At 51.3% G+C, this 23,771-nt stretch carries 26 protein-coding genes, 1 tRNA gene and 2 pseudogenes; 18 read left to right on the forward strand and 11 right to left on the reverse strand.

Annotated features, from left to right (window positions below; genetic code table 11):
• Positions 1–10 precede the first annotated feature (10 nt).
• Both aat and ABJU74_RS09245 read right to left on the reverse strand, forming a co-directional pair.
• The gene (gene aat, locus ABJU74_RS09240) at positions 11–919 is read right to left on the reverse strand and encodes a leucyl/phenylalanyl-tRNA--protein transferase (RefSeq protein ID WP_348384005.1); all 909 of its coding nucleotides are present in this window, start codon (positions 917–919) and stop codon (positions 11–13) included.
• Positions 916–1,839, reverse strand: a complete 924-nt coding sequence (locus tag ABJU74_RS09245; RefSeq protein WP_348383304.1) for a hydrogen peroxide-inducible genes activator — start codon at positions 1,837–1,839, stop codon at positions 916–918. The genes aat and ABJU74_RS09245 overlap by 4 nt, the downstream gene beginning before the upstream one ends.
• Before the next feature lie 320 nt (positions 1,840–2,159).
• Between ABJU74_RS09245 and ABJU74_RS09250 the strand changes: the two are divergent.
• Both ABJU74_RS09250 and ABJU74_RS09255 read left to right on the forward strand, forming a co-directional pair.
• Positions 2,160–2,507: pseudogene (locus ABJU74_RS09250) on the forward strand (YbaN family protein); the annotation flags it as partial.
• Between the two features lie 138 nt (positions 2,508–2,645).
• Complete coding sequence (locus tag ABJU74_RS09255; protein WP_348383303.1) at positions 2,646–3,866, forward strand: aromatic ring-hydroxylating dioxygenase subunit alpha; 1,221 nt, start codon at positions 2,646–2,648, stop codon at positions 3,864–3,866.
• An 11-nt stretch (positions 3,867–3,877) separates the two neighbouring features.
• Here ABJU74_RS09255 and ABJU74_RS09260 read toward each other — a convergent pair whose 3' ends face one another.
• Positions 3,878–4,444, reverse strand: a complete 567-nt coding sequence (locus ABJU74_RS09260) for a cupin domain-containing protein (protein WP_348383302.1) — start codon at positions 4,442–4,444, stop codon at positions 3,878–3,880.
• Between the two features lie 89 nt (positions 4,445–4,533).
• Positions 4,534–4,905, reverse strand: coding sequence for a PilZ domain-containing protein (locus ABJU74_RS09265; RefSeq protein ID WP_348383301.1), 372 nt, complete (start codon positions 4,903–4,905; stop codon positions 4,534–4,536).
• A gap of 255 nt (positions 4,906–5,160) precedes the next feature.
• Between ABJU74_RS09265 and ABJU74_RS09270 the strand changes: the two genes are divergently transcribed.
• The 9 genes from ABJU74_RS09270 to rplA all read left to right on the forward strand — a co-directional run bounded on the left by ABJU74_RS09270 (position 5,161) and on the right by rplA (position 10,130).
• A tRNA-Trp gene (locus tag ABJU74_RS09270) sits at positions 5,161–5,236 on the forward strand.
• Between the two features lie 45 nt (positions 5,237–5,281).
• Positions 5,282–5,671, forward strand: coding sequence for a VOC family protein (locus ABJU74_RS09275; protein ID WP_348383300.1), 390 nt, complete (start codon positions 5,282–5,284; stop codon positions 5,669–5,671).
• Positions 5,672–5,738: 67 nt separating this feature from the next.
• A complete protein-coding gene (locus ABJU74_RS09280) occupies positions 5,739–6,617 on the forward strand; it encodes a phytanoyl-CoA dioxygenase family protein (RefSeq protein ID WP_348383299.1) in 879 nt (292 codons plus the stop codon).
• A gap of 37 nt (positions 6,618–6,654) precedes the next feature.
• The gene (locus ABJU74_RS09285; protein ID WP_348383298.1) at positions 6,655–7,338 is read left to right on the forward strand and encodes a DsbA family protein; all 684 of its coding nucleotides are present in this window, start codon (positions 6,655–6,657) and stop codon (positions 7,336–7,338) included.
• Positions 7,338–7,916: a DsbA family protein gene (locus tag ABJU74_RS09290; RefSeq protein ID WP_348384004.1), complete on the forward strand. Its 579-nt coding sequence runs from the start codon at positions 7,338–7,340 to the stop codon at positions 7,914–7,916. Before ABJU74_RS09285 ends, ABJU74_RS09290 begins: the two co-directional genes overlap by 1 nt.
• A gap of 146 nt (positions 7,917–8,062) precedes the next feature.
• Positions 8,063–8,266 (forward strand): preprotein translocase subunit SecE, encoded by a 204-nt coding sequence (gene secE / locus ABJU74_RS09295; protein ID WP_348383297.1) that lies wholly within the window; start codon positions 8,063–8,065, stop codon positions 8,264–8,266.
• A 37-nt stretch (positions 8,267–8,303) separates the two neighbouring features.
• Complete coding sequence (gene nusG / locus ABJU74_RS09300; protein ID WP_348383296.1) at positions 8,304–8,837, forward strand: transcription termination/antitermination protein NusG; 534 nt, start codon at positions 8,304–8,306, stop codon at positions 8,835–8,837.
• 156 nt (positions 8,838–8,993) lie between these two features.
• Positions 8,994–9,425, forward strand: a complete 432-nt coding sequence (gene rplK, locus ABJU74_RS09305; RefSeq protein WP_108811608.1) for a 50S ribosomal protein L11 — start codon at positions 8,994–8,996, stop codon at positions 9,423–9,425.
• A 3-nt stretch (positions 9,426–9,428) separates the two neighbouring features.
• Positions 9,429–10,130, forward strand: a complete 702-nt coding sequence (gene rplA, locus ABJU74_RS09310) for a 50S ribosomal protein L1 (protein WP_348383295.1) — start codon at positions 9,429–9,431, stop codon at positions 10,128–10,130.
• An 81-nt stretch (positions 10,131–10,211) separates the two neighbouring features.
• Here rplA and ABJU74_RS09315 read toward each other — a convergent pair whose 3' ends face one another.
• On the reverse strand, positions 10,212–10,985 hold the full coding sequence (locus ABJU74_RS09315) for a hypothetical protein (protein ID WP_348383294.1): 774 nt from the start codon (positions 10,983–10,985) through the stop codon (positions 10,212–10,214).
• Between the two features lie 110 nt (positions 10,986–11,095).
• Here ABJU74_RS09315 and ABJU74_RS09320 point away from each other — a divergent pair, with 110 nt between their 5' ends.
• The 3 genes from ABJU74_RS09320 (at position 11,096) to rplL (ending at position 12,781) form a co-directional block, all read left to right on the forward strand.
• Positions 11,096–11,488 (forward strand): GFA family protein, encoded by a 393-nt coding sequence (locus ABJU74_RS09320; RefSeq protein WP_348383293.1) that lies wholly within the window; start codon positions 11,096–11,098, stop codon positions 11,486–11,488.
• Between the two features lie 361 nt (positions 11,489–11,849).
• Entirely contained in the window at positions 11,850–12,362 is a 513-nt protein-coding gene (gene rplJ, locus ABJU74_RS09325; RefSeq protein WP_348383292.1) for a 50S ribosomal protein L10, read from the forward strand.
• Between the two features lie 41 nt (positions 12,363–12,403).
• On the forward strand, positions 12,404–12,781 hold the full coding sequence (gene rplL / locus ABJU74_RS09330; protein WP_348383291.1) for a 50S ribosomal protein L7/L12: 378 nt from the start codon (positions 12,404–12,406) through the stop codon (positions 12,779–12,781).
• 132 nt (positions 12,782–12,913) lie between these two features.
• On the opposite strand, the gene ABJU74_RS09335 is transcribed toward rplL, so the two are convergent.
• On the reverse strand, positions 12,914–13,453 hold the full coding sequence (locus ABJU74_RS09335; RefSeq protein WP_348383290.1) for an acyloxyacyl hydrolase: 540 nt from the start codon (positions 13,451–13,453) through the stop codon (positions 12,914–12,916).
• 228 nt (positions 13,454–13,681) lie between these two features.
• Here ABJU74_RS09335 and ABJU74_RS09340 point away from each other — a divergent pair, with 228 nt between their 5' ends.
• Together ABJU74_RS09340 and ABJU74_RS09345 are read left to right on the forward strand one after the other, a co-directional pair.
• Entirely contained in the window at positions 13,682–13,876 is a 195-nt protein-coding gene (locus tag ABJU74_RS09340) for a hypothetical protein (protein WP_348383289.1), read from the forward strand.
• Positions 13,873–14,733 (forward strand): fatty acid desaturase, encoded by an 861-nt coding sequence (locus ABJU74_RS09345; RefSeq protein ID WP_348383288.1) that lies wholly within the window; start codon positions 13,873–13,875, stop codon positions 14,731–14,733. The genes ABJU74_RS09340 and ABJU74_RS09345 overlap by 4 nt, the downstream gene beginning before the upstream one ends.
• Positions 14,734–14,743: 10 nt before the next feature.
• Here ABJU74_RS09345 and ABJU74_RS09350 read toward each other — a convergent pair whose 3' ends face one another.
• The 3 genes from ABJU74_RS09350 to ABJU74_RS09360 form a co-directional block, all read right to left on the reverse strand.
• Complete coding sequence (locus ABJU74_RS09350; protein WP_348383287.1) at positions 14,744–15,460, reverse strand: SDR family oxidoreductase; 717 nt, start codon at positions 15,458–15,460, stop codon at positions 14,744–14,746.
• Between the two features lie 69 nt (positions 15,461–15,529).
• Positions 15,530–16,972 carry a carotenoid oxygenase family protein gene (locus tag ABJU74_RS09355; RefSeq protein WP_348383286.1) on the reverse strand — a complete coding sequence of 481 codons (1,443 nt, stop codon included), beginning with the start codon at positions 16,970–16,972 and terminating at the stop codon, positions 15,530–15,532.
• A gap of 13 nt (positions 16,973–16,985) precedes the next feature.
• On the reverse strand, positions 16,986–17,354 hold the full coding sequence (locus ABJU74_RS09360) for a hypothetical protein (protein ID WP_348383285.1): 369 nt from the start codon (positions 17,352–17,354) through the stop codon (positions 16,986–16,988).
• 137 nt (positions 17,355–17,491) lie between these two features.
• Between ABJU74_RS09360 and ABJU74_RS09365 the strand changes: the two genes are divergently transcribed.
• Positions 17,492–18,010 carry a WHG domain-containing protein gene (locus tag ABJU74_RS09365; protein WP_348383284.1) on the forward strand — a complete coding sequence of 173 codons (519 nt, stop codon included), beginning with the start codon at positions 17,492–17,494 and terminating at the stop codon, positions 18,008–18,010.
• A 32-nt stretch (positions 18,011–18,042) separates the two neighbouring features.
• Here the strand turns inward: ABJU74_RS09365 and ABJU74_RS09370 are convergent, their stop codons facing one another.
• Positions 18,043–18,249 (reverse strand): helix-turn-helix transcriptional regulator, encoded by a 207-nt coding sequence (locus tag ABJU74_RS09370; RefSeq protein WP_348383283.1) that lies wholly within the window; start codon positions 18,247–18,249, stop codon positions 18,043–18,045.
• Positions 18,249–18,815: a DUF2975 domain-containing protein gene (locus ABJU74_RS09375; RefSeq protein ID WP_348383282.1), complete on the reverse strand. Its 567-nt coding sequence runs from the start codon at positions 18,813–18,815 to the stop codon at positions 18,249–18,251. The genes ABJU74_RS09370 and ABJU74_RS09375 overlap by 1 nt, the downstream gene beginning before the upstream one ends.
• Before the next feature lie 601 nt (positions 18,816–19,416).
• On the opposite strand from ABJU74_RS09375, the pseudogene rpoB reads away from it, so the two are divergent.
• Positions 19,417–23,760 (forward strand): annotated as a pseudogene (gene rpoB, locus ABJU74_RS09380) (DNA-directed RNA polymerase subunit beta); the annotation flags it as partial.
• Positions 23,761–23,771: the final 11 nt, after the last annotated feature.

The raw sequence follows: 23,771 nt of genomic DNA on the forward strand, positions 1-23,771 counted from the left end.
AGCATCCGATTTATGATGTTTGGGTCAAAAGCTGTGCGATGAGCTTTCCAGGAGAGGAAAACCCGCCCGAAGATTCGGTGAACCCAACCGCACCGCGCTCCTCTTCGTCCAATCTGGCCAACAGGCCATCCAGCGCGGCAAATGAGGGCGCGGATACCAGCGTTGAAGCGGTTGCCCCGGTCCCAGAAACGCCGGCAGTAGCTCCGCCACCGGTGCCAGTGCCCACCCCGCCGGTCGCCGTCGAACCGGTTCCGGAAACGGCACCACAAGCGGCACCGGAGGCCACTGATCTCATTGGTGATTTAATTGCTGAAAATGCAGGCGAGCGATAATCCTGCGCGGCCTGGAGTTTATCGAGATACTCGGCCTGACTAATTTCTAACGCGCCTAAAGACGCGAGATGATCCGTCATGAATTGACAATCCAGCAGTTGGAATCGTCCAACAATTAATCGCGCAACCAGCCAAGCAAGAGCAACTTTAGAAGCATCGCGGGTGCGCGAAAACATGCTTTCCCCGCAAAAAGCACCCCCGATGGCCAATCCATATAAGCCACCGACAAGTGATTTTTGTCCTTCTTCATTGGTGTGCCAACATTCCACGCTATGGGCGTGGCCCAATTCATGCAGCTTACAAAATGCCGTTTCGATGTCCGCGTTAATCCAAGTTTCGCGGCGATCACTGGCCGATTGCGCGCAAATGGAAATAACCTCTTCAAAGGCTTGGTCGGCGGTCACTTCAAAGCGATCTGCGCGGATAGTTTTGCGCAAGGACCGCGCCAGGTGGAACGCGTCCAATGGCAATATTGCGCGGGTCTTGGGTTCAACCCAAAATGTTTCCGGATCATCGCGTGCATCCGCCATAGGAAAGATGCCCGAAGCATAAGCCCGTAATAATAGGTTAATATCTATGGCCATTATTTTTCTTTGTCCGCAATCTTGCTGAGCAAATTTTTGGCTTCATCGGCGATTTTTTCTGCCACCGAGAGATATTCATCAGCGAAACCCGCCCCGCTGCGCCAGGCAATGCCAATGCTCCGCGCCGCTGTCCATCCTTCCACTTTAATCAATGCGATATCGTCCCCATGGGTGATTTCTGATTGAATATAGAGCGCAGGCAATATGCCCAGGCCCAGGCCTGAGGCGACCATTTGGCGCACACTATCGAGACTGGTGCCTTCATAATCTTGCAACAGGTTCATACCATGAAGACGGCATTGTTCGGCGACATCCCGGTGCAAATGATGTCGGCGATCGAGGCTGAGAACCGGCGCATTTTTAAGGTCTGCTTTAACGATATTGGACTTGCCTGCCAAGGGGTGGTCGGGCGGGGCAACCAGCATTAACGGTTCCCGAAAAAGCGGTTCGATGGTGAGATTTTCGCCTTCAATCGGGAACGGCCCAAGCAGCATATCAATAGCACCTTTTACCAATTCCATCGCCTGCAAATCGGGAATGCCTTCCCGCATATAGAAACGCAGATCCGGCTGGGCCCGGTGCAGTGCGGCAATGACCGGCGGCATTAAATACGGGCCCAAAGTTGGCGATACGCCGAAACGCAAGGTGCCCGCCAAGCTCTCGCTAGCCCGTTCCGCAAGATCGCGAATATCTTTGACCTCAACCAAAACCCTGCGGGCGCGTTCGGCTATTTCGCGGCCGATGGGAGAAAGTTCAGCACCATGGGTTCGGCGTTCGACCAATGTCACACCCAGGCGCGTTTCCAATGCGCGCAACTGATGACTGAGCGTTGGTTGCGAAGCGCCAGCTGCCTGCGCTGCCCGGCCGAAATGACGGTGATCGGCAACGGCAACAAGATATTGGAATTGGCGTAAAGTTGGCATTGCGATCCCCTTGCAGTGCAATAGACGTTATCTATTAAATTCTACTTTTTCATTCGATTAGAAATATCACTGACGATGTGCAATATCAAGATCAGCGCGCAGAAATGTTCAAAAGGGCGGATAATCGCGCGCCGCCTTTCGATCCGATCATCTGCCGATGATTGGGATCGCTTGAACATGATGTTCTTACCCCCGACTGAGGGGCAGCAGCTTTCCCTCTTTGCGCTGCTGCCCCTATTTTTTCTAGTGGATCTGGAAGTTAAGCGAGCGATTGCTGAATCTGATTGCTCGCAGACCGGCAATGTAGGATAGAATGGGGCATGAAACGGCAATTATATTTGGTGGGAGGCTATACCGCGCTCGCGCTCGGCAGCATCGGCGCGTTCTTGCCATTATTACCGACGGTGCCCTTTGTCATTCTGGCAGCATTTTGTTTCGCACGGAGCAGTCCGAAATTGGAAGCTTGGCTGCTCGATCATGAAATATTCGGTATCCATATCCGCAATTGGCGAGAACAGGGGGCCATTACAAAACGTGGAAAGCGGGCCGCTCTGGCAGCATTTGCGTTCAGCATCATAATGGCGTTAATTTTTTCGAAAATGCCCTGGACCTTGATCCCGGTGGTAGCAGCGTTGATTGGCGGTACGTGGATTTGGACACGCAATGAGCCGAAAACAGAAACAGTGCCGCCATTGGCAGGCGCTGCACCTGAAAAGCCTTCACAAAAAGACGAAAAGTCTCCGCATAAAGAATAGTATGATCTCGGGCTGGTTTTGATATTCTCTAACCGATTTATGGAGAGAAAAATGTCGCGGGATAAACTCATTGAAATGACTCGTTCGCTGGTTGCCCATGGTGCTGCCGGTACGATGGAATTGGTTGACGATGTTGTGGGGGTACCGGTTTCAGATTATACTGATGAAGGCCGGTTCGAGCTGGAAAAAGAGAAAATTTTCAAACGCCTCCCCTTGATGGTGGCGCCGTCTTGTGAATTGCCAGAAGCCGGCTGTTATAAAGCCATGGACATTGCCGGTATCCCGGTTTTGGTGACTCGCCAGAAAGACGGCACGGCGCAAGCTTTTCTGAACAGTTGCACCCATCGCGGCAATCCTGTTGCCCAAGGCAGCGGTAAGGCTTCTCGCTTCACTTGCGGCTATCATGGCTGGACGTTTAAGAATGACGGAGAATTGCTCGCCATTGCCTCGCCAAAGGATTTCGGGACGGTCGACAAAGCGGCTTTTTGCCTGAAAAAATTCCCCACTTTGGAACGCGCAGGTTTGATTTGGGCTACGCTGGACCCAGAGAGTAATCTCGATATTTCTTCTTATCTGTGCGGCTATGACGATTTGCTGAAACATTTTGGGTTTAAAAGCTGGCATTTGTTCGACCAGCGCACATTACCTGGCCCGAATTGGAAAACCGCTTATGACGGCTATCTCGATTTTTACCATTTGCCTGTGCTCCACAAAGATACATTTGGTGCAGATTTCTTCAATCAGGCCAATTATTTTGCATGGGGTCCCCACCAACGGCTATCCGCCCCTTCCAAATTTGTGCAAAAAACCGGCAGTGATGAGCAGGTGGATTTGACTGAGATTGATGAAAAAGAGTGGCCAATTGATGCCCTTTTGCAGGGCGTTTGGACAATTTTCCCTCATATTTCCATTGCCAGTTTCTATGGCGGTGGGGGACGCGGCGCGATGATTTCCCAACTCTTCCCCGGAAAGACAGTGGGTGAGAGCTTCACAACGCAATTTTATGTTATGGAGCATGAGCCAACAGATGATGCGGTCCGGCAAGGCGCGCACGAACAATTTGCCTTTCTCGAGACTGTCGTGGCGGATGAAGATTACTCAACCGGCAAACGGCAGCATGAAGCGTTACAATCGGGCATGATGGATAAAGTCTGGTTTGGACGCAATGAAGGCGGCGGACAGGCTTTTCATCAATGGGCGGACAAATTGGTCCATGCTGATGATGCAGAGCTGGACGCGTTATTTGCGCCGCAACTTGAGGCGGCAGAATAAGCAACCTAGCGCTAAGCCGAGCGAAAATCTCTACTGGGCGGGAGGGCCTGTTCCCATTGCGGCCGTTCCCGGCGTAATTTTTCTAACATGGTTTCCCAATAGGCCTCGGTTTTGCCTTTGAACTGGATGTTAAAATCTTCAGCCGTACGAAACTCGAGAATTTCTACGCCTTTCTCGCCGATCATATAGGTATAGGGGGTTTCGGCGGGAAGGAAGAAGCCGTCGCCGGCTCCCATCGCTTCGGTCCCCATCCGGATATCACCGGCTATAATATAATAGAGACAATCGCTGTCATGGCTGTGCAGCGGTAGCGGATATCCGGGTTTGAACCAAAAGTGATGGAGCGAAAAACCAAAGCCGCTAAACAGACATGTACCCTTATAGCCGTCGCCAATGCCGGCTTCTCCCATTTTTGTCAGGCCATCGAGAATGACCGGCGCGTCATCGACATAGGACATATGGCCCGCATCGCCAAAGTCCTGCGCATCTTCTTTACGGAAGATACGCAGGACTTTCAGCGGCGCGGGTTTTTCGCCTGCTTCATGCTTGCCTGTGTTCGTGGGGGAGGCATTTGTCATTTCAATCTCCGGACCAATAGAAATTGAGATGTAGCATTGCAGGCGGGCCGGGGGAATAGTTTAGCGATCTGACCCGGAGATCGCTGCGATCAGGCGGGCATGATATTGCGTGGTGGGTAGCTCGCGATAAATCGATCCAACACGGCCGGATTCAGCATCGTTTGAAAGGCACAACCCAGACCCATATTGTTGATATGAATGACTTCAGCCTCGAGCGGGGCCAATCCTGGCAAGGTTAACCAGCACCGTGTTCCCGGGTGCGCCTGAAGCAAAGCATCACAGGCAAATCCGGCCATGGAGATATTGGCCACTTCCACCGCAAAGCTAGTGGAACCGGAAAAGCGTAATTTTGCAGGGATTGCAACTTTATGCCTTGGAGCACAGCGATCTTCTTCTGCTGCAAACGTGTAAGGCGCAATAGTGGGCGGTGTTTTCGCGTCTCGGGTTTGTGTATATGTCATAGGAAACTCCTTGATAGTAACGGCCGCATGTCGAAAATTGGGTAAGTGTCGACAAACCGCTTTTCACACATGCGGGTAAACCACCCCTTTTTTCGCTCGGTAAACAAGGATTCGGTCAAAATTAACTATGTTGCGTTTTGCGCTGGGGTGAAAATGATGATTTTTGATCCAAGAGACAATGGCGCTTGCCCTTGTCTGCATAGGGCGCTAATGGGCGCCCAGCGGTTTGTTCAACATTATCGGACAGGCTCATATAGGGGTGTAGCTCAGATGGTAGAGCGTCGGTCTCCAAAACCGAAGGCCCACGGTTCGATCCCGTGCGCCCCTGCCACCTCTCCCCAATGTTATATTTCCAATTTTCTGGGCGGCCCAAAATATGACTCAATTTATTTCCGCTATTTCGCTGATTGTCCCTGACTATGATCAAGCCATTTCTTTTTATGTGGGGCTTTTGGGCTTTGACCTGATCGAGGACACGCAATTATCTCCGGATAAGCGCTGGGTTCTTGTCGCTCCCCCTGGCAGCACGGAAACCCGATTGCTTTTGGCTAAGGCCGCCAATGAAGCGCAAGAAGAGGTGATTGGCGAGCAAGCTGGCAACCGGGTGTTTCTCTTTCTGGAAACCTATGATTTTGAAAGTGACCTTGCGATCATGGAACGCGCCGGCATCGACTTTGTCGAAGAGCCGCGAGTCGAGACCTATGGCAAAGTGGTCGTGTTTCGTGATCCATTTGGCAATAAGTGGGATTTGATCGAGCGGCACTAGCCTTTGCAATGCCGTAGCGTCACCGCAATAAATTGCTAGAATCGCGTTATTCTGGCATGATTAGACCATGAAAAACGCGACAAGCTACATAAATGAACACCCCGAATTGGAACCCTATCTGGGCGGCAGAAGCTTTGCTCAATGTTGGGAAGAATATGAAACCCAGGGATATGTCATTTTCCCCGGGATTATGGCCACTGACCAAGTGGATCAGCAGCGCGCCGCATTGAATCCGTTTATCGAAGCGGATATTCGCGGCCGTAATGTTTTTGAAGGCGTCGAATCCAATCGTATCTATGCGATGCTGGGCAAAGATCCGGTATTTGCCGATTTGATCACCCATCCGCTGCAACTCGCTTTTGCAGAACGCGAATTGGGCAAATCTTGCCTGCTTTCAGCCTGTCTCGCGATCAACCTGCATCCCGGTGAAACCGTGCAGCCCTGGCATATGGATGACGATCATTGCCGCCAACCGCTGCCGCGCAAAGCACTGGGTGTCAGCACGTTTTGGGCGATTGATGCGATGACCGATGATAATGGGGCGACCGAGGTCATTCCCGGCAGCCACAAATGGAGCGCCGCCAATTTAAATGGCGCCAATAGTCTATCAGATTTTTTCACTACAGATGATGGCAATGCAGGTGAAGATCCCGGAGCGCATCCCGATGCCGTAAAGGCAATCATGCCGTCTGGATCATTGATGATCGCAAAGGGCAATTTGTGGCACCGCGGCGGCGCCAATCGCTCGCCAGCGGCCCGCTTGATCGTGACGCCGCAATATTGTCCCGGCTGGATGCGTCCATTAGAGACAATGTTGCTCGCTGTGCCGCCCGAAAAGGCCGTGCAATTACCAAAACGCGCTCAAGAATTGGTCGGCTATTCCATTCATGAGCCTTTCATGGGCTATGTCGATGGTGTTCACCCCAACAGATCGCTGGCCAGTTGAGCCCTGATCCGAGCCCGGGGCTGGAGGCGATGGATCTATGAACGCCTTGGAAAGCGATGCGCCGCTGATTGTCTATGTTGATATAAAAAGCCCTTATGCGTTTGTTGCGATCCAGCCCACCTTGGCAATGGAAAAGGAATTGGGGTTGGCATTTGATTGGCGCCCGCTCACTTTGGACATTCCCAGCTATCTCGGTTCCGCGCGCAAAAAAGAAGGTAAAGTCGTTAAAAGTACACGCAGCACTGATCAATGGAACTGGGTCAAATATGCCTATCGCGACGCGCGCCGTTATGCCGAGCGCCAGGGGCATATGCTCAAAGGCACGGAAAAAATCTGGGATTCCTCCATCGCCAATATTGGGATATTGTGGGTCATGCAAACCCAGCGCGAAAGCTTGGCTGATTATTTCAGCGCGGTATACCCGCCTTTTTGGCGTCGTGAATTGGATATTGAAAATGTTGCTGTGGTCGAATCTTGCCTCGAACAAGCCGGGATAGAGGCGGACGGTTTTGCGGCTTTTGCACAGGCGGAAGGCCGTGCCCAACATGACGCGCTGCAACCGCAATTGCACCAAAATGGCATATACGGGGTCCCGACTTATATCTTTGACGGCACGATTTTATTTGGCCGGGAACATCTGCCCTATGTGCGATGGCATTTGCAGGGCCGGCAGGGACCAGCGCCGGATATAGCTTATGATTTTGATCGGCATGCGCTGTGATGATGTTGACCATCTATATCGATTTTAAATCGCCGGCATCCTATCTGGCTTTTGAGCCAACCCTCTTGCTCGCAGAAAAAACCGGTATCCCTTTGCATTGGCGACCCTTTTCATCGCGGCCGTTTTTTGTACCGGAATTGCAGTCTGATGAAAGTGTTGGTGAGCGCCATCGGCGGGTGCGTGCGATCGCGCAGCGCAATATGCATTTGCACTATGCCAATGTGCAGGGGCAACAGATGAAATTTGCAGACCAGCCAGCGGAATCTGAACTGGCCTTGGCGGCGCTGGCCACAATGGACGGGGATCCCGTGCCTTATATGCGCACAGCATTTGCTGCTTATTGGCACGATCAGGCCAATCTCAATGACGAAAATTGCGTTGCCGACATGCTCCGCGCCAATGGAAAAGATGTTCCAGATTTTGACACGGCCTGCGACCGCTTGGCGGCAATCCGAATGGAGGCCCGGGAATCAGGTGTTTTTGAAGCGCCAGCTTATCATATCGCAGACCAACTCTTTTTGGGGCGCGAACATCTGCCATGGATTACGGCCCTTATTACCGCTGAGCAGGGTGCGTAAAGGCCCACTCTTTTCTTGCGGAATCGGGAATCACCCGCTAAAGGGCTGGTTCTTTCCGAAATCATGCATATATCCGACACCAGTCGACAGACTGACACCCGGAGTTTATGCCGGATTTCAGGAAACGCAATTTTAGGAATCTTACCATGGCGAAAGTCAATCCTGGCGAATTTATGCGGCAAGTCCGCGCCGAAAACAGCAAGGTTGTGTGGCCAACATGGCCTGACACCGTGCGCACAGCGATCATGGTTTTGATCATGACGACAATTTTGGGCCTTTTCTTTCTCGCTATTGATTCGGTTTTCAATGGTGTGGTCGGTTGGCTCCTGGGTCTCGCAAAGGGCGGATGATTTCGTCCGAATTGAAATTTTAATTTAGGTTATAGACATGGCACGCTGGTATATTATTCACGCTTATTCAGGCTTTGAGCACAAGGTCAAAGAAGCCATCGAGGCGGATGCCAAGCGTCTGGGGTTGACCCAGTTGGTTGAAGAAATCGAAGTCCCAACCGAAACGGTGACCGAAGTTCGCCGCGGCAAGAAAGTGCAATCGGAACGCAAATTTTTCCCCGGCTATGTGTTGGCCAAGTTGCAAATGAATGATGATGTTTATCACCTTGTCAAAGACCAACCGAAAGTCACCGGCTTTCTCGGGACGACCAAACCGCAGCCGATTAGCGAAGCCGAAGCCGCGCGCATCCTCAACACCAAAGAGGAAGCGGCCAATGCGCCGAAGCAGCGGATTACGGTCAATTATGAAATTGGGGATCAAATTAAGGTTCTCGACGGCCCATTTGCAAGCTTCAACGGCATTGTGGAAGAATTGGACTTTGAGAAAAACCGGGTCAAAGTTTCGGTATCGATCTTTGGCCGAGCTACCCCTGTCGAACTTGATTTCGAACAGGTTGAAGTGGCGAAATAAGAGATTTGGCGATCTTCGGATCGCCGGATAAACCCCAGCGGCTTTGAGCCACTGGATACCAATGTGGAAGGATGATTTTCGGATCGTCTGATTGACCACTTAATTTGCGAAACAAGACAAATTCGTTTTGTTTCAAAAGAATGAAAGGACAGCCAAATGGCTAAGAAAATTGATGGCTATATCAATTTGCAAGTACCAGCCGGTATTGCAAACCCATCCCCGCCTATCGGCCCTGCACTGGGTCAGCGCGGCGTTAACATCATGGAATTCTGTAAGGCGTTTAACGCGGCCACAGACAAGATGGAAAAAGGCGCTCCGATCCCAACGAAAATCACGGTTTATGCGGATCGCAGCTTTACCTTTGAAACCAAGACGCCGCCTGCCAGCTATATGATCAAGAAATTGACCAAGCTGAAAAAAGGATCGCAAGAGCCGGGCAAAGAAGTTGCGGGTACGATTAAAACATCGCAACTGAAAGAAATTGCCGAAGCTAAAATGGCCGACCTCAATGCCAATGACATTGATCAAGCTATGAAGATTATTGCTGGTAGCGCCCGCTCCATGGGCATTGAAGTGGTGGAGGGATAAGACATGGCTAAACTCACCAAACGTGCAAAAGCAGCCACCGAAGCCGTCGATCGTGAAAAACTTTATGGTATTGACGAGGCGATTAAAGCGTTGAAAACGCTGGCGTCCAAATCAAAATTTGACGAAACGCTCGATATCGCGATCAACCTGGGTGTTGACCCTCGTCACGCGGACCAGATGGTACGCGGCGTGATTTCTCTGCCTGCTGGCACTGGCAAAGACAGCCGTGTTGCTGTTTTCGCAAAAGATGCCAAAGCTGATGAAGCGAAAGAAGCTGGCGCTGATGTGGTTGGCGCTGAAGATCTTATGGAAGCCATGCAAGGCGGCGATCTCAATTTTGATCGTGTGATTGCAACCCCTGATATGATGGGTGTTGTAGGTCGTCTGGGTAAAGTGCTTGGTCCTAAAGGTCTGATGCCGAATCCGAAGCTGGGCACTGTTACGCCAAATGTCGCGCAAGCGGTTAAAGACGCTAAGGGCGGACAAGTCGAATATCGCGTAGAAAAAGCCGGTATCATTCACAATGGCATTGGCAAAACGAGCTTCAAAGAAGCCGATTTGCGTAAGAATTTCGATGCTTTGGTTGGCGCGGTTGTCAAAGCCAAGCCGGCTGGCGCGAAAGGGAAATATGTCAAGAAAATCGGATTGAGTTCGACGATGGGCCCTGGCCTGAAAATCGACCTCAACGAGATAGAGGGCGCTTAAACCCAATCTTGAGTGATCAAAGAAATAGAAAAAGGCCGGGCGTGATCCCGGCCTTTTTTATGTCTGCAACCGATTGGTGAATTAGAATTTGGCGCGTACTCCAAGGCCAATTCCGAAGGATTCGGTATCATCGCGCAGATTGGCGTTAAAGCCAGTATTGCCGCCGGCAACAAAATTGCGCGTGAAGTCACGGCGGTAGACTTTCGTATAGCGCCCTTCTGCAAATATATCGAAGCGCTTGCTCGCTTTAACCGTTGCGCCAACCGCGTTGAACGTCACAAGGCCGGTGGGATTGCCATCGACCGCAAATGTGGGCGCAGTTGCGATACCATTATTGGGGAAATAATTAATATCGGCGTCCACAACGCCAATGCCAATGCCGCTGCCGAAATAGGGGATGACCTTTTGATTGGGCGACCAGACAATATCATTATATAAGGCGGCGGTTGCCGTAAACCGGTTGATATTCCCGCCAAAAGACTGGTTTCCGGCATTAAAAGCGCCGCCATCGACATCGGCTTCGGCATAGCTGACTTCAACTTCTGCGCGGGGTTTGAGAAACGGAATTAGCCCGTTTTTAAACTGATATCCAATCGCACCTCTGATCGCGAAGCCAGTATCATATTCAACATTCACATTGGCGGGTGCGCCCGCGACGCCGGGAACGCCTGCCGCTGGGCTCTGGGTGCCAGCAAAGTCGCTGTCGTTCAAAAACTCCGCAGCGGCCGATGCAGACAAATAAAATCCTTCTTTGCGATCATTTTCGGTTTGGGCATGGACTTGAACAGAAAAGAACATGCAGCCAGCCAAACCGGCAAGGGCGACGGTGTTGCGAAGTATGTGGATATAATTCATGTAGAGATACTTTCCAGGTGCCATCATGTGCACCCATAAATTGGGGGACAGTGAGCTTTTCGGGCTGGATCAACATCCGGTTACACCCGCAAGAAAATAAAGGAGCGCATATGCAAGATCAGATTCATAAAGGCTCTTGCCTTTGTGGTGCGGTGAAGTTTTCCGTGACCGGCGCCTTGGCCGAAGCAGATGCCTGCCATTGTTCGCAATGCCGAAAACAATCGGGACATTATTTCGCCAGTACCGATGTGTTGGAAGAGGCGCTGTCGATAGAAGAGGGCGGTGATTTGCGCTGGTACCAATCGTCTGAAAAAGTGCGCCGAGGCTTTTGTGGGACTTGCGGATCCACCTTATTCTGGGACCCGATGTTTAAAGACAAGATTGCCGTGGCAATGGGGGCATTTGATGGAACCACCGGGACCAGCTTATGGAGTCACATATTTGTGGCTGATAAAGGCGACTATTATAAAATTGAAGATGGTGTCTTGCAGAAAGACCAATAATCGCTGGGCCATTGCCGCGCCATCACTGGCCAAAGCGCTTGACATCTGGGTCATTCCCGCTAATGGCTCTTCCACAAATTGTTGTTTCCGCAAAGGAATCGCAATTTCCGTCCGAGACAGCCGGTGAAGGTAATAAGGCCTTCTTAATTTCCAGCCTAGACGGGGACCAGTTTTTTCGTATGGAAACATACGGGTTGGCGGCCTTCCCATGGGGATAGGCCAAGCAACCAAAACCCCCCTTCGGATACATAAAACTGACTTCGGTTGGTTTTTTCGCGCGTCATTCCAGTTCGCACTGGCGTGGCGCTATTGAAGAAAGCGGATTGCGCTTAAAAACGCAGTCCACGTGAAGGAGCAAAATATGGATCGTGGTCAAAAGACCGAAGCCGTTGCTGCGCTGAACGCAACTTTCAAGGAAGCCGGGGTTGTTGTGGTGACACGCAATCTGGGCCTTTCCGTGGCCGAGTCCACGGAACTCCGCGGAAAGATGCGTGAAGCTGGAGCAAGCTTCAAAGTCTCTAAAAACCGCCTTGCCAAGCGTGCTCTGGAAGGAACCGACTATGCCCCGATAGCAGATATGCTGTCCGGCCCGGTCGCACTTGCCACATCGGATGATCCGGTGGCGGCTGCAAAAATCGCAGTCGAATTTGCAAAATCCAATGATCTTCTTGAGATTGTTGGCGGCGCAATGGGTGATACCCTTTTGGACGAAGCTGGCGTTAAATCTCTGGCCTCCATGCCTTCTCTTGATGAACTTCGCGGTACGATTGTTGGTCTGCTTGTTGCACCACAAACGAAAATCGCTCGGATTGTCAAAGAGCCAGCTGGAGCCCTTGCACGCGTAGTCGGCGCTTATGCCGCCTCGGGTGAATGATTACTGAAATTAATTGAATAGAAATTTGGAGTATATTGAAAATGGCTGATATTGCTAAATTGGTTGAAGAACTATCGAAACTTACCGTGATGGAAGCGGCTGAATTGTCTAAAGCTCTTGAAGAAGAGTGGGGCGTTTCTGCTGCAGCTGCTGTAGCAGTTGCTGGCCCAGCTGCTGGTGGCGGCGACGGCGGAGCAGCTGAAGAGAAAGACGAATTTGACGTCATTCTCACCGGCGACGGCGGCAAGAAAATCCAAGTGATTAAAGAAGTCCGTGCGATCACCGCTCTTGGCCTGACCGATGCGAAAGCACTTGTCGAAGGCGCGCCGAAAGCAGTTAAAGAAGGCGTCAACAAAGCGGAAGCGGAAGAGATCAAAACCAAGATCGAAGCTGCTGGCGGTACGGTTGAACTCAAATAATGAGTCCAATCCTATAAGCCTTCGGGTTTATTGATGAGATTAAAGGGTGGTTTCCTTGCCGGATGCCGCCCTTTTCTTTTGCATGGTCAACACTGCTTACCTCTGGCAGAGTCACATCGTTCCCGGGAACGGCTAAGGCAGTTTGATCACCAAGCGCGCGCCGATGATATCAAGACCTGGATTTTGGTTGCCGTTAAACAATTGTGCATGGCTGACATGAACCCATGTGGCTTCCAAATCGATGCGCTTGGACAATTGCACGCCCACGGATAACTCAGGCTCGAACAAGATGCGGGAGCCCAATTGAATTTGGGATCCATCAGCCGCAAAGCGCTGTGATGGGCCGTCGTGAATGGCAAGCCCAATACCCGGCCGGAGATAAAATGTGGTACCAATTTTCCAACTGACCCCAGCCGCGATAAGGCTGGTGTCTCCGGCGCTGTTAATCGAAGCAAAAATATAGGGAGACGGCGCGCCGATAAAGGAAAGCCCCTGTATCGGGTCACCGCGATAGCCGGCTTGAAAATCGACACCTTGCTCATCAATTCTGAAGGAAAGCGGTGTGTCTACTTCATGCGCTGCAACGCCGACAAAAATCTCATCCGCTCGCGCCGACTGTGTCGCAACGCATCCGAACATAATGACGAAGAGAAAAATAAAATATCGCTGCATAAATGCGGCCTCCCTTTGCCGCTTTTCACCGGTTGGCGATGTGATCGGTTCGTCTATAGGTTCTCCCCACCATTTAGGGAAGCGAGCTTGGCACCCAGTGTCTTATTGGGCCAGACCCAAGAACAGAGATTAACAGGCCCCTCAATAGGACTGGCTTACTGACAATATTGTCAGCATTGATTGCAGCGCGTTTTTCCGATAGTATTTCGTCCGGAAAAGGCTGGTGCGATGCAATTTATTTTGAAGAATATCCTCCACTTCATGCCCATATTTTTTGGCATTGGGTTTTTGGGACCTCTGGTGGGGCAGGGTATCGCCTGGTTGGCTTGGCCTATTCCGTTGGAGCTTTCCCCGCTGAGCTTAGGATTGATCATCGGCGGGCTTTGGGGTCTTTTTGCACAGTTAACGGGGCGCTGGATATGAGCCATTTACTAGCCGAAAAAGATTTGCGGAAACAGGAACGGGCCATAGCCCGCAAATATGCCGACCGCTTGCCGTGGGAGGCCGTGGCCTGGGGATTGGGCAATCTGCTCATCTGGCTTTCGCTTTGGCCACTGGTTATTTTCAATGTCCTGCCGCTGTGGCTAGGATTTGTCATTGCGACGTTAAACGTGATGCTCTGTTATTTGCCATCGCATGAAGCGCAGCATGATATTATCGGGCGCAAGGGCACCAAATGGCGCTGGCTCAACGAACTGGTAGGCCATGTTTCTACTATACCGTTGGTGCTGCCATATCGCGTGGCCAAGCTGACTCACATTCAGCATCATTTACACGCGAATGATCCGAACCGCGATCCTGATATTAGCAGCAGGGCGGGCAGCCCATGGCACGCTGTTTGGAAGTCTATCCAGAACCGGCAACCCGGAGCCGAAGGCGGCTTTAACAAATATGGCGATATATTGCAGGATATCGGTCGACCGGATGCCTTGCTTGATGGTGCCTTGTTCCAAATTATCCATTTCGGAATATTGATTGCCTTGGCCTGGTCTGGTTACGTACTGGAAGCCGCTTTGCTGTGGTGGTTGCCGCGGCAAATCGGGTTAACCTATATCCAGTTTTTTCTCAGCTGGGCGCCGCACCATCCGGCGGATGAGACGGGCCGCTATCGAGATACTCGCGCTTTCAAAAGCACATGGGGCAATATCGGGTCAATGGGCATGCAATATCATATTGTGCATCATCTTCACCCCTATATTCCGCTAACCGATACGCCGCGCGCCTATCGTGAAATGCGGCCTATATTGGAACAGCGTGACTGCCGGTTGGAAGAGATATAATCACTGGGATTCAAGCTTGGCCGGTTGGGCGGATCATCAGCTCACCGACACAAACGGACGGTGGTTGGCCAAGGACATAGGCGATGCTATCGGCCAGATTTTCCGGTTCAAGAAATTCAAAATCAAACACTCCACCCATCATGTCCAGGACTGACTGATCCTTGATGCTGGTGCCCAGCTCGGTTTTAACGCCCCCTGGGAATATCGTTGTTACCCGGACTCCATGCGCGGTCATTTCCTTGCGGAGCGTGTCGCTCATCGATCGCACGCCCGACTTTGTCGCGGAATAGACTGCACTAGTAGGGAAGGTCTCCAGCGCGGCGATAGAAGAAATGATAATGATATGGCCGTCTTTGCGTTCAACCATGGCGGGTAGCACGGCGTTAATGCCATAAAGCACGCCGCGCAGATTGACGTCGATCATTCGGTCCCAATCCTCGACATCGCCTTTTTCGAGTAAAGACACGGGCATGATGCCGGCATTGCTCACCAATGCATCAACTTGACCAAACCGTTCAATTGTTGCCGCGGCCAGCGCCTGCTGATCTTCCCTCTTGCTGACATCTGTCGCGTGAAAGGCGGTTTGCTCGCCCAGTTCTTCAACAATGGCTTGCAATCGCTCTGTCCGCCGCGCGGCAAGCATGACATTATATCCGGACTGCACCAATTTGCGCGCAGTTGCTTCCCCGATACCGCTAGAAGCGCCTGTCACAATGACCGTTTTCATGTCCATCTCCTTCTGTCGTTGGGCAAGAGGTTTCAACGACTGCGGGACGATGGACAATCACTGTTTTTGTTAGGCGGCGCTCACCCAATTGCCATGAAAGCCTGGCGGGATACGATGGGGCACGTGGATGACGGCTTGGGGATCGCCAGTAAAGTCATTGGCTTTCAGAATATGGAGCGCGGTGGTCTCGGTATTCATATCGATCACGAGACCGATCAGCCAACCATCATCTTCGGCGCTATCAGCAGATCGTGGTACGAAAACAAATTCCCCAGGATGCCGGTTTTCGCCAAAGTGACGAACAGCGGTTTCTCCGGTTTTCAAATCATGTTTGAACAATTCATTGCCGGCCATGTCGAGCTGATCCGGTTCACCGGCCAGAGCTATGCTGTAAATATAGCGATAGTCGCGCGTTGTCAGCCGCTCGTCATAGCGCGGAAATTCCTGTGCGCGATTGTTGAGGGTCTTGCGAGCCACGGTCTTGCTGACAGGATCAACCGTCCAGCGTTCCAGCCGAGACCATTCGCCGCCAGGGCCAAAAGTGGTTCGGGCATAAGTGCTTTCATGGACCACGACATCGACAATGACCTTGCCATCTTCCGTCTCAAAAGCATTGGCTGGGTGATAGACATAGCAGGGTTCGACATCGCACCAGATTGTGTCTGCGCCGGAGCCATTTCGCGGGCACAAGCCAACACGGGCTTTATGATCAGGATTCCAGTCATAGGGAAATGCATAGCCAGCCAGCATCCGCTTCATCGAAAATGTTGCGGGCAAATCAAAGACAAGGACGTGATTGTCGGTAATTTGGCAGTCATGGATGGAGGGCCCTTGATGAACCGGAATGGGTTCTTCGCGGATCACTTTGCCTTCGGGGCCGATAACGACATGCCAGACCGTGTCCATGATTGGCGCGTCATAACAAATGGCATGCATTTCGCCGGTTTTAGGATCGAGATGCGGATGAGCCGAAAACGCATTGTGTAGCGTGCCATCAAACGGATTGTGAGAAACCGTTTCCAGCTCATCAGTCAATTCGACAGGAAAGCCGCCAGCTTCCACAATCGCAAAGGTTCGCCCGCCAATTTCCACGATATTGGTATTGGCGGTATCGGTCCGCGGTTTGCGGGTGCCGGGTTTGCGGTCTTCACCGAGTGCGTCGCTCACCGCATTGGAGCGGATCCAGCGATTGCGATACCAGTCGGCTTTGCCATCAGAAATGCGAATGCCATGAGCCATGCCTTCGCCGACAAACCAATGATAGCTGGCTTCATCGGGCGCGGTGACCGGATTGGGACCGATCCGCAAATAGCGGCCATCAATCTGTGCCGGTATTTCTCCCTCAACTTGCAGTTGCGCCAAGGTGACCTCTTCCGTCATTGGCTTATGGATGCCGTGTAAATAGGGATGTCCGCCTTCCGGCGCCTTCATCCGTTTGCGATTGAAATTCGCAACCGCGCCCATGACCGGAGTGACCGCTGAACGGATCGTATTTTCAATAACGCTGGCCATATAATTTTCCTTTTCAATGTACCCAAATGTCCGCGGCGGTCAGGGCTGCGGCAAGTAACAACAAAATGCCTCCGGGATGGGGGCGGCGCAAAGCAATAAAATTTCCAACACCGGAAAGAACAAAAATAAAAATGGCCAAATAGCCGATGAGCGCACCGCCAGCGTGCAGACGATTGACCAATACCGCAATGCCAAGGCTGGCCCAAACCACACTGTGCAATTGATACATTGCCCATGTCAGATGCTGTAAGGTTGGTGCGGCCAATACCCCTTCTGTCTGTTCGTTAAGCAAGGGGCCTAGCACGAGTTTTTGGCCAAGTATAAAGTGGGCGGCCGCCACAATTGTGGCGACAATAGCTGCCGAAAGAGCAAATATCAGCATGGACGCAAACTCCTGTTGGCTTACCGACTCCAAATGTTTATGCTGTTAACATGCGACGTAATGATAACAGTGTCAACATTAAAGATTCAAACCCCTATCACCACGGTGATTTGAGGGCGGCGGCTATAGCAGTGGGGATGAAGAAAATTACCGAAGCGGCGCATCCCGATCTTGGGCTGCGCGCATTGGCGCGAGAACTAGGAGTGTCCGCAACGGCTCTATATCGGCATTTCCCGAACAAAAATGCTTTGCTCGATGCATTGGCTTTGGAGGCCTTGAACAGATTGGGTCATAATCAGGCGGTGGCCGCCCGCGCCGCTGGTGGCGGCCGTGAAGGCTTTGTCGAAGTGGGTATCACTTATGTGCAATGGGCGGTTGAAAACCCGGCCATGGTTCGGCTTATTTATGACCGGGTCGGCAAAGTCGATCTCGATAGCGACGATCCGACCGCCATGGGTGAAGCCTTTCTCCAACTGCGCAAGGGGATTGTCGCGCTGATGCCGGATGACATGTCGGGTGAACGACGAACAATCGCTGCCCTCCACGCTTGGTCTCTCGTCCATGGCTTGGCGATGCTCATCCTGGATGGTCAGGTTGAATATGATCCCGACATGGTACGCAACGTGGTTCAAGCCACTGACCTGGCCAATTGCTGAATCGCTGCACGATCATGATTTAGGCAGCCTAATTAGCTTTCTTCATAGCGCAGTAAATCGCCCGGCTGACACTGCAATTCTTGGCAGATTGCTTCCAAAGTACTGAATCGGATTGCCTTGGCTTTCCCGGTTTTTAGGATCGACAAATTTGCTATCGTAATATCAACCCGTTCTGCCAATTCGGTCAGGGTCATGCGATTATCATGGAGCAAATCATCCAGCTTCACTTGCACTGCCATTAGATGGTCCCGTCCAATTCTTCTCGCATTTCTGCGCCGCGATCAAAAACCCGAGCGAGAATGATGAGCAACAAGACCATCAATATTCCCGAAAGCGACAAGCCGAAATCCATATGTAGCGAATCTTCGCGGCCATCTTTCATTTCGCCGAGAAACCGTATGATCAATCCGACAACCGCGCCCAAGGCGAGCGTTAAAACCTGGATGGCAAGCATGGCAATGCCCATCCCGCGCAACCGGACGCCGTTTATTCTGATGAAGGGATCGCCATCGCGTACGGAAGCAACGACTTTGCGCAGACGATCAATCGTGAAATAGCTGAGCAGCAAGATGAGCATCAGGATAAGGATGACTCCGGCCATGGCCCAAAGCACTTCTGTTGGGGGGCTTTCTACATAGGCGTTGCCCAATTCCGCGAGAATCTCTTGAGAAAAAATCACTAGCATGGGCAAGGCTATGATCGCGGCCAGGCCTGCGATTATGACTGCAACGCGGAAAAAGCCTAAAAGACCGCGAGCGGATTTTAATATAAGGTCATCGTGCCCTTGGACGGATGGTTGACTCATTTCTGTCTCCGTAGAATATTGATTTACGATATATGATTCGTCGACTATCAATACATATTTATTGATAAACATCAAATTATTTATTGATATTCGATAATTTCACGCTTATGGGCATTTTCATCGAAATTGGGCAAGTGAGGAAATTTTCTATGACCTTCATTATGGCCGTGCATATTGGCATGAGGACGATTGTGGTCATTTCCGGCGCTGCTGCTCTTTTTGTCCGCAAAGGATCTCCCGGGTATTGATCACGAAATGGTACCAAGACAAACCAAGCCATGCGTCAGAAATGCCGCCTCCGGCCTCTTGACCGGAGTCCAACATCTCCCTATATGAGCCGCTCACCACAGATTTCGAGACAGGGCGTGCAGTTGCGCGGTGCGCCAAAAGAAATGAAATTTGAACGGTTTTCAGGACGCTAAGAGCTGCGACTCTCTTTCCCAAATTGGGTGTGAGAGGACGTGGCTTTTGTTGTTCTGATGCGCCCCTTAATTGATTTCCGTTGGTCTATTCCTAAGGAAAACCGGCGATGGCGAGAAGGCAAAATTACATGGCGACGAAAGCAACTTCGGTAAAGACAACAGCTCTCACACCGACCCGCAAAAAACGCATCCGCAAGATTTTTGGTGATATTCACGAAGTGATTGAAATGCCGAATCTCATCGAGGTTCAGCGCGAATCATATGAGCAGTTTTTGCGCTCAGATGCTGCTATCGGTTATGTCTCCGGTCTTGAAAAAACACTGCGCAGTGTTTTTCCCATTCGCGATTTTGCTGGCACGGCGGAAATGGATTTCGTCAACTATCAGCTCGAAGAACCCAAATATAATGTCGAAGAATGCCGTCAGCGCGGGATAACCTACGCGGCCCCCATGAAAGTCACATTGCGCTTGATCGTTTTTGAAGTCGACCCGGAAACCGAAGCGCGGTCTGTTCTCGATATTAAAGAGCAGGATGTTTACATGGGCGATATGCCTTTGATGACTAAGAACGGCACGTTCGTCATCAATGGTACAGAGCGCGTGATTGTCAGTCAGATGCACCGTTCGCCCGGTGTCTTGTTCGACCATGACCGTGGCAAAACCCATTCGTCCGGCAAGTTTCTGTTTGCTGCACGGGTCATTCCTTATCGTGGCTCCTGGCTCGACTTTGAATTTGATGCCAAAGATATTGTCAATGTCCGCATTGACCGGAAGCGCAAATTGCCAGTGACGGCACTATTGCGCTCTCTTGGCGATGCAACCATTGAAGTAAAAGAGAAAAAGCCACCCTTTAAAGTCGGCGAAATGGTTCGCGTTGCCGGCATGAAGCAGCCAGCTGAAATTATTGAATTGGATGGCAATCGGATCACCATCAAAGAGCCGATGGGCGCGATTGAAATCCAAGGCAAAATTGAAGATGAAGGCCGGACCAAAAGTGCTGAAATTACGGGTATTCTGAAGCAAGGCTATTCTGAAGAAGATATTCTCAACGAATTTTATAACCGCATCACGTACAAGCGCGCGAAAGATGGTTGGACCATACCTTTTGTTGCTGAGCAATGGCGTGGTCAAAAACCATCTTATGACATTGTCGATGCTGATAGCGGCGAAGTCATCTTTGCCAGCGGGAATAAAATCACACCGCGCGGCGCCAACAAGGCAGAAAAAGATGGCATGAAGAATGTCGTTATTCCCACCGAGGAAATTTTCGGTCGGTATAGTGCTTTCGATTTGATCAATGAAAAGACCGGTGAAATCTATATTGAGGCCGGTGATGAAGTGACGGTCGAAAATCTCGAGAAGTTGGATGGCGCTGGTATTGACCAGCTTGAACTGCTCGACATTGACCATGTGACAACAGGGCCTTGGATCCGCAATACGTTGAAAGTCGACAAGGCGGACGATCGCGATGGCGCATTGTCTGATATTTATCGGGTCATGCGTCCCGGTGAACCGCCAACCCGTGAAACCGCTGAAGCTTTGTTCGAAGGCTTGTTCTTTGATCCAGAGCGTTATGATCTGTCGGCTGTTGGTCGGGTGAAGCTCAACATGCGTCTCGACCTTGATGCACCTGATGATTACACGGTTCTTCGCAAAGAAGATATTTTGGCTGTGGTCAAAACGCTTGTCGATCTGAAAGACGGCAAAGGCGAAGTTGATGATATCGACAACCTTGGTAACCGCCGGGTTCGGTCTGTAGGCGAACTGCTTGAAAACCAATATCGTGTTGGTTTGCTGCGGATGGAACGGGCTGTCAAAGAGCGTATGTCCAGCGTGGATGTATCGACTGTGATGCCCAATGATTTGATCAATGCGAAACCGGCCGTTGCGACTGTGCGTGAATTTTTCGGCAGTTCACAATTGTCGCAATTCATGGATCAAACCAATCCGTTGTCGGAAGTTACCCATAAGCGCCGTGTGTCGGCGCTTGGGCCTGGTGGTTTGACACGTGAACGTGCTGGCTTTGAAGTGCGCGACGTTCACCCAACCCACTATGGTCGGATTTGCCCGATTGAAACGCCAGAGGGACCGAATATCGGTCTAATCAACTCTTTGGCTTCCTTTAGCCGGGTCAATAAATATGGCTTTATCGAAACGCCTTACCGTCAGATCAAAGACGGCAAGGTCACCGATGAGGTGGTTTATCTCTCGGCCATGGAAGAGCAAAAACACACGGTCGCGCAAGCCAATGCTGAGCTGACCCCAGATGGCAGCTTTGTTGAAGAATTGGTATCTTCGCGCGAAGCAGGTGAATTTTTGATTGCCCAACGTGAACAGATTACGTTGATGGACGTTTCCCCGAAACAGCTCGTTTCGGTTGCGGCCTCGCTGATCCCTTTCCTGGAAAATGATGATGCCAACCGCGCCCTGATGGGATCGAACATGCAACGTCAGGCTGTGCCATTGGTAAAAGCGGAGGCGCCGTTTGTCGGCACTGGTATGGAAGAAACAGTGGCGCGCGATAGTGGCGCTGCGATTGCTGCGCGTCGGGGCGGTATTGTCGATCAGGTCGATGCGACCCGGATCGTGATCCGTGCGCAAGGTGATGTGGAAGCAGGCAAGTCCGGCGTCGACATTTACACGTTGCAAAAGTTCCAGCGGTCCAACCAAAATACCTGCATTAACCAGCGTCCGTTGGTGAAAGTGGGTGATATCGTTCAACAAGGCGATACGCTGGCTGACGGTCCATCCACGGATATGGGTGAATTGGCACTGGGCAAAAATAGCCTCGTGGCTTTCATGCCCTGGAACGGATATAATTATGAAGATAGTATTCTGATTTCCGAGCGTATCGTGAAAGACGATGTCTTCACTTCGATCCATATCGAAGAATTTGAAGTCATGGCGCGTGATACGAAATTGGGTCCTGAAGATATTACGCGTGATATTCCCAATGTTGGCGAAGAAGCACTGCGTAATCTTGACGAAGCGGGCATTGTTTACATCGGTGCAGAAATTGAACCGGGTGATATTCTTGTAGGTAAGATCACCCCAAAGGGTGAATCTCCGATGACCCCGGAAGAAAAATTGCTCCGGGCGATTTTTGGTGAAAAAGCCTCTGACGTTCGAGATACGTCCCTGCGTCTGCCGCCCGGTGTTGCCGGAACGGTCGTCGAGGTGCGTGTGTTTAACCGTCATGGTATCGACAAAGACGAACGCGCTTTGGCGATTGAACGGGAAGAAATTTCTCGCTTCACTAAAGACCGCGACGATGAACGCGCTATCCTTAATCGGGCAACCTTCAATGCCTTGAAAGACATGTTGATTGGGCAAACCGCAACATCGGCACCCAAGCCAATGAAAAAAGGCGCCGAGATTACGGCTGACGGTCTGGCTGAGTTGGAAACCGCGGATTGGTGGAAAATTGCCGTCAAGGACGACAAGGTCCAATCTGACTTTGAAGCCACTCGCGGACAATATGACGAAGCGATCAAAGAAATTAACGAGCGCTTTGAAGATCGTCGTGAGAAGTTGGAGCGCGGTGATGAACTGTCTCCTGGCGTCTTGAAAATGGTCAAAGTTTTCGTCGCGGTGAAGCGCAAGCTGCAACCCGGTGATAAAATGGCTGGCCGTCACGGAAATAAGGGGGTTATCTCCCGTATTCTTCCGCAAGAAGATATGCCATTTCTCGAAGATGGAACGCCGGTTGATATCGTGTTGAACCCACTGGGTGTGCCTTCGCGCATGAATGTTGGGCAAATTTTTGAAACCCATTTGGGCTGGGCTGCACGTGGTCTGGGCGAACAGGTGACAAAGGCTCTCGAAGAATGGAAACTGGCCAATCCCGATCCTCAAGCGGCGCCGCCGCCTGATGCAGTCAAGGAGCGGCTCAAGACCATTTATGGCGAACAATATCACGAAGATATTGATAGCCGGGAGACTTCGGAAATTGTCGAAATGGTCGGTCATTTGCGCAATGGTGTTCCGATGGGAACGCCCGTGTTTGACGGCGCACATGAAAGCGATGTTTCTGACATGCTGGAACTGGCAGGATTGGATCGCAGTGGTCAGGTAGACCTTTATGATGGCCGGACCGGCGACAAGTTCGATCGCAAGGTTACCGTGGGCTATATTTATATGCTCAAACTGCACCACTTGGTCGACGACAAGATTCATGCCCGTTCAATCGGACCTTATTCTCTTGTCACGCAGCAACCATTGGGCGGTAAAGCGCAATTTGGTGGTCAGCGTTTCGGGGAAATGGAAGTCTGGGCTCTGCAAGCTTATGGTGCGGCTTATACTCTCCAGGAAATGCTGACAGTCAAATCGGATGATGTGATCGGACGGACCAAAGTTTACGAAGCGATCGTCAAAGGAGACGATACGTTCGAAGCCGGTGTGCCCGAAAGCTTTAACGTTCTGGTCAAGGAAATGCGTTCGCTGGGTCTCAATGTCGAACTCTCCAGCTTCGGTGACGAAGATGAAGACGATGATGATGACGGTGTGGCGATAGCGGCGGAATGAGGCGGTAATCC

Origin of the sequence: Parasphingorhabdus sp. (genome assembly GCF_039982415.1) — a bacterium.
In the GTDB taxonomy this organism is placed as follows: Bacteria; Pseudomonadota; Alphaproteobacteria; order Sphingomonadales; family Sphingomonadaceae; genus Parasphingorhabdus.

Excerpts from the sequence above, each read along its gene's own strand:
- ABJU74_RS09350 (WP_348383287.1), bottom strand. The coding sequence starts at position 15,460 with ATGAAAACGGTCATTGTGACAGGCGCTTCTAGCGGTATCGGGGAAGCA.
- ABJU74_RS09370 (WP_348383283.1), bottom strand. The coding sequence starts at position 18,249 with ATGGCAGTGCAAGTGAAGCTGGATGATTTGCTCCATGATAATCGCATG.
- ABJU74_RS09275 (WP_348383300.1), top strand. The coding sequence starts at position 5,282 with ATGACTCAATTTATTTCCGCTATTTCGCTGATTGTCCCTGACTATGAT.
- ABJU74_RS09265 (WP_348383301.1), bottom strand. The coding sequence starts at position 4,905 with ATGACATATACACAAACCCGAGACGCGAAAACACCGCCCACTATTGCG.
- ABJU74_RS09335 (WP_348383290.1), bottom strand. The coding sequence starts at position 13,453 with ATGCAGCGATATTTTATTTTTCTCTTCGTCATTATGTTCGGATGCGTT.
- ABJU74_RS09290 (WP_348384004.1), top strand. The coding sequence starts at position 7,338 with ATGATGTTGACCATCTATATCGATTTTAAATCGCCGGCATCCTATCTG.
- ABJU74_RS09320 (WP_348383293.1), top strand. The coding sequence starts at position 11,096 with ATGCAAGATCAGATTCATAAAGGCTCTTGCCTTTGTGGTGCGGTGAAG.
- ABJU74_RS09260 (WP_348383302.1), bottom strand. The coding sequence starts at position 4,444 with ATGACAAATGCCTCCCCCACGAACACAGGCAAGCATGAAGCAGGCGAA.
- ABJU74_RS09245 (WP_348383304.1), bottom strand. The coding sequence starts at position 1,839 with ATGCCAACTTTACGCCAATTCCAATATCTTGTTGCCGTTGCCGATCAC.
- ABJU74_RS09345 (WP_348383288.1), top strand. The coding sequence starts at position 13,873 with ATGAGCCATTTACTAGCCGAAAAAGATTTGCGGAAACAGGAACGGGCC.
- ABJU74_RS09360 (WP_348383285.1), bottom strand. The coding sequence starts at position 17,354 with ATGCTGATATTTGCTCTTTCGGCAGCTATTGTCGCCACAATTGTGGCG.
- ABJU74_RS09285 (WP_348383298.1), top strand. The coding sequence starts at position 6,655 with ATGAACGCCTTGGAAAGCGATGCGCCGCTGATTGTCTATGTTGATATA.
- ABJU74_RS09365 (WP_348383284.1), top strand. The coding sequence starts at position 17,492 with ATGAAGAAAATTACCGAAGCGGCGCATCCCGATCTTGGGCTGCGCGCA.
- ABJU74_RS09375 (WP_348383282.1), bottom strand. The coding sequence starts at position 18,815 with ATGAGTCAACCATCCGTCCAAGGGCACGATGACCTTATATTAAAATCC.
- rplK (WP_108811608.1), top strand. The coding sequence starts at position 8,994 with ATGGCTAAGAAAATTGATGGCTATATCAATTTGCAAGTACCAGCCGGT.
- ABJU74_RS09255 (WP_348383303.1), top strand. The coding sequence starts at position 2,646 with ATGTCGCGGGATAAACTCATTGAAATGACTCGTTCGCTGGTTGCCCAT.
- rplJ (WP_348383292.1), top strand. The coding sequence starts at position 11,850 with ATGGATCGTGGTCAAAAGACCGAAGCCGTTGCTGCGCTGAACGCAACT.
- rplA (WP_348383295.1), top strand. The coding sequence starts at position 9,429 with ATGGCTAAACTCACCAAACGTGCAAAAGCAGCCACCGAAGCCGTCGAT.
- ABJU74_RS09280 (WP_348383299.1), top strand. The coding sequence starts at position 5,739 with ATGAAAAACGCGACAAGCTACATAAATGAACACCCCGAATTGGAACCC.
- ABJU74_RS09315 (WP_348383294.1), bottom strand. The coding sequence starts at position 10,985 with ATGAATTATATCCACATACTTCGCAACACCGTCGCCCTTGCCGGTTTG.
- rplL (WP_348383291.1), top strand. The coding sequence starts at position 12,404 with ATGGCTGATATTGCTAAATTGGTTGAAGAACTATCGAAACTTACCGTG.
- ABJU74_RS09355 (WP_348383286.1), bottom strand. The coding sequence starts at position 16,972 with ATGGCCAGCGTTATTGAAAATACGATCCGTTCAGCGGTCACTCCGGTC.
- ABJU74_RS09340 (WP_348383289.1), top strand. The coding sequence starts at position 13,682 with ATGCAATTTATTTTGAAGAATATCCTCCACTTCATGCCCATATTTTTT.
- secE (WP_348383297.1), top strand. The coding sequence starts at position 8,063 with ATGGCGAAAGTCAATCCTGGCGAATTTATGCGGCAAGTCCGCGCCGAA.
- nusG (WP_348383296.1), top strand. The coding sequence starts at position 8,304 with ATGGCACGCTGGTATATTATTCACGCTTATTCAGGCTTTGAGCACAAG.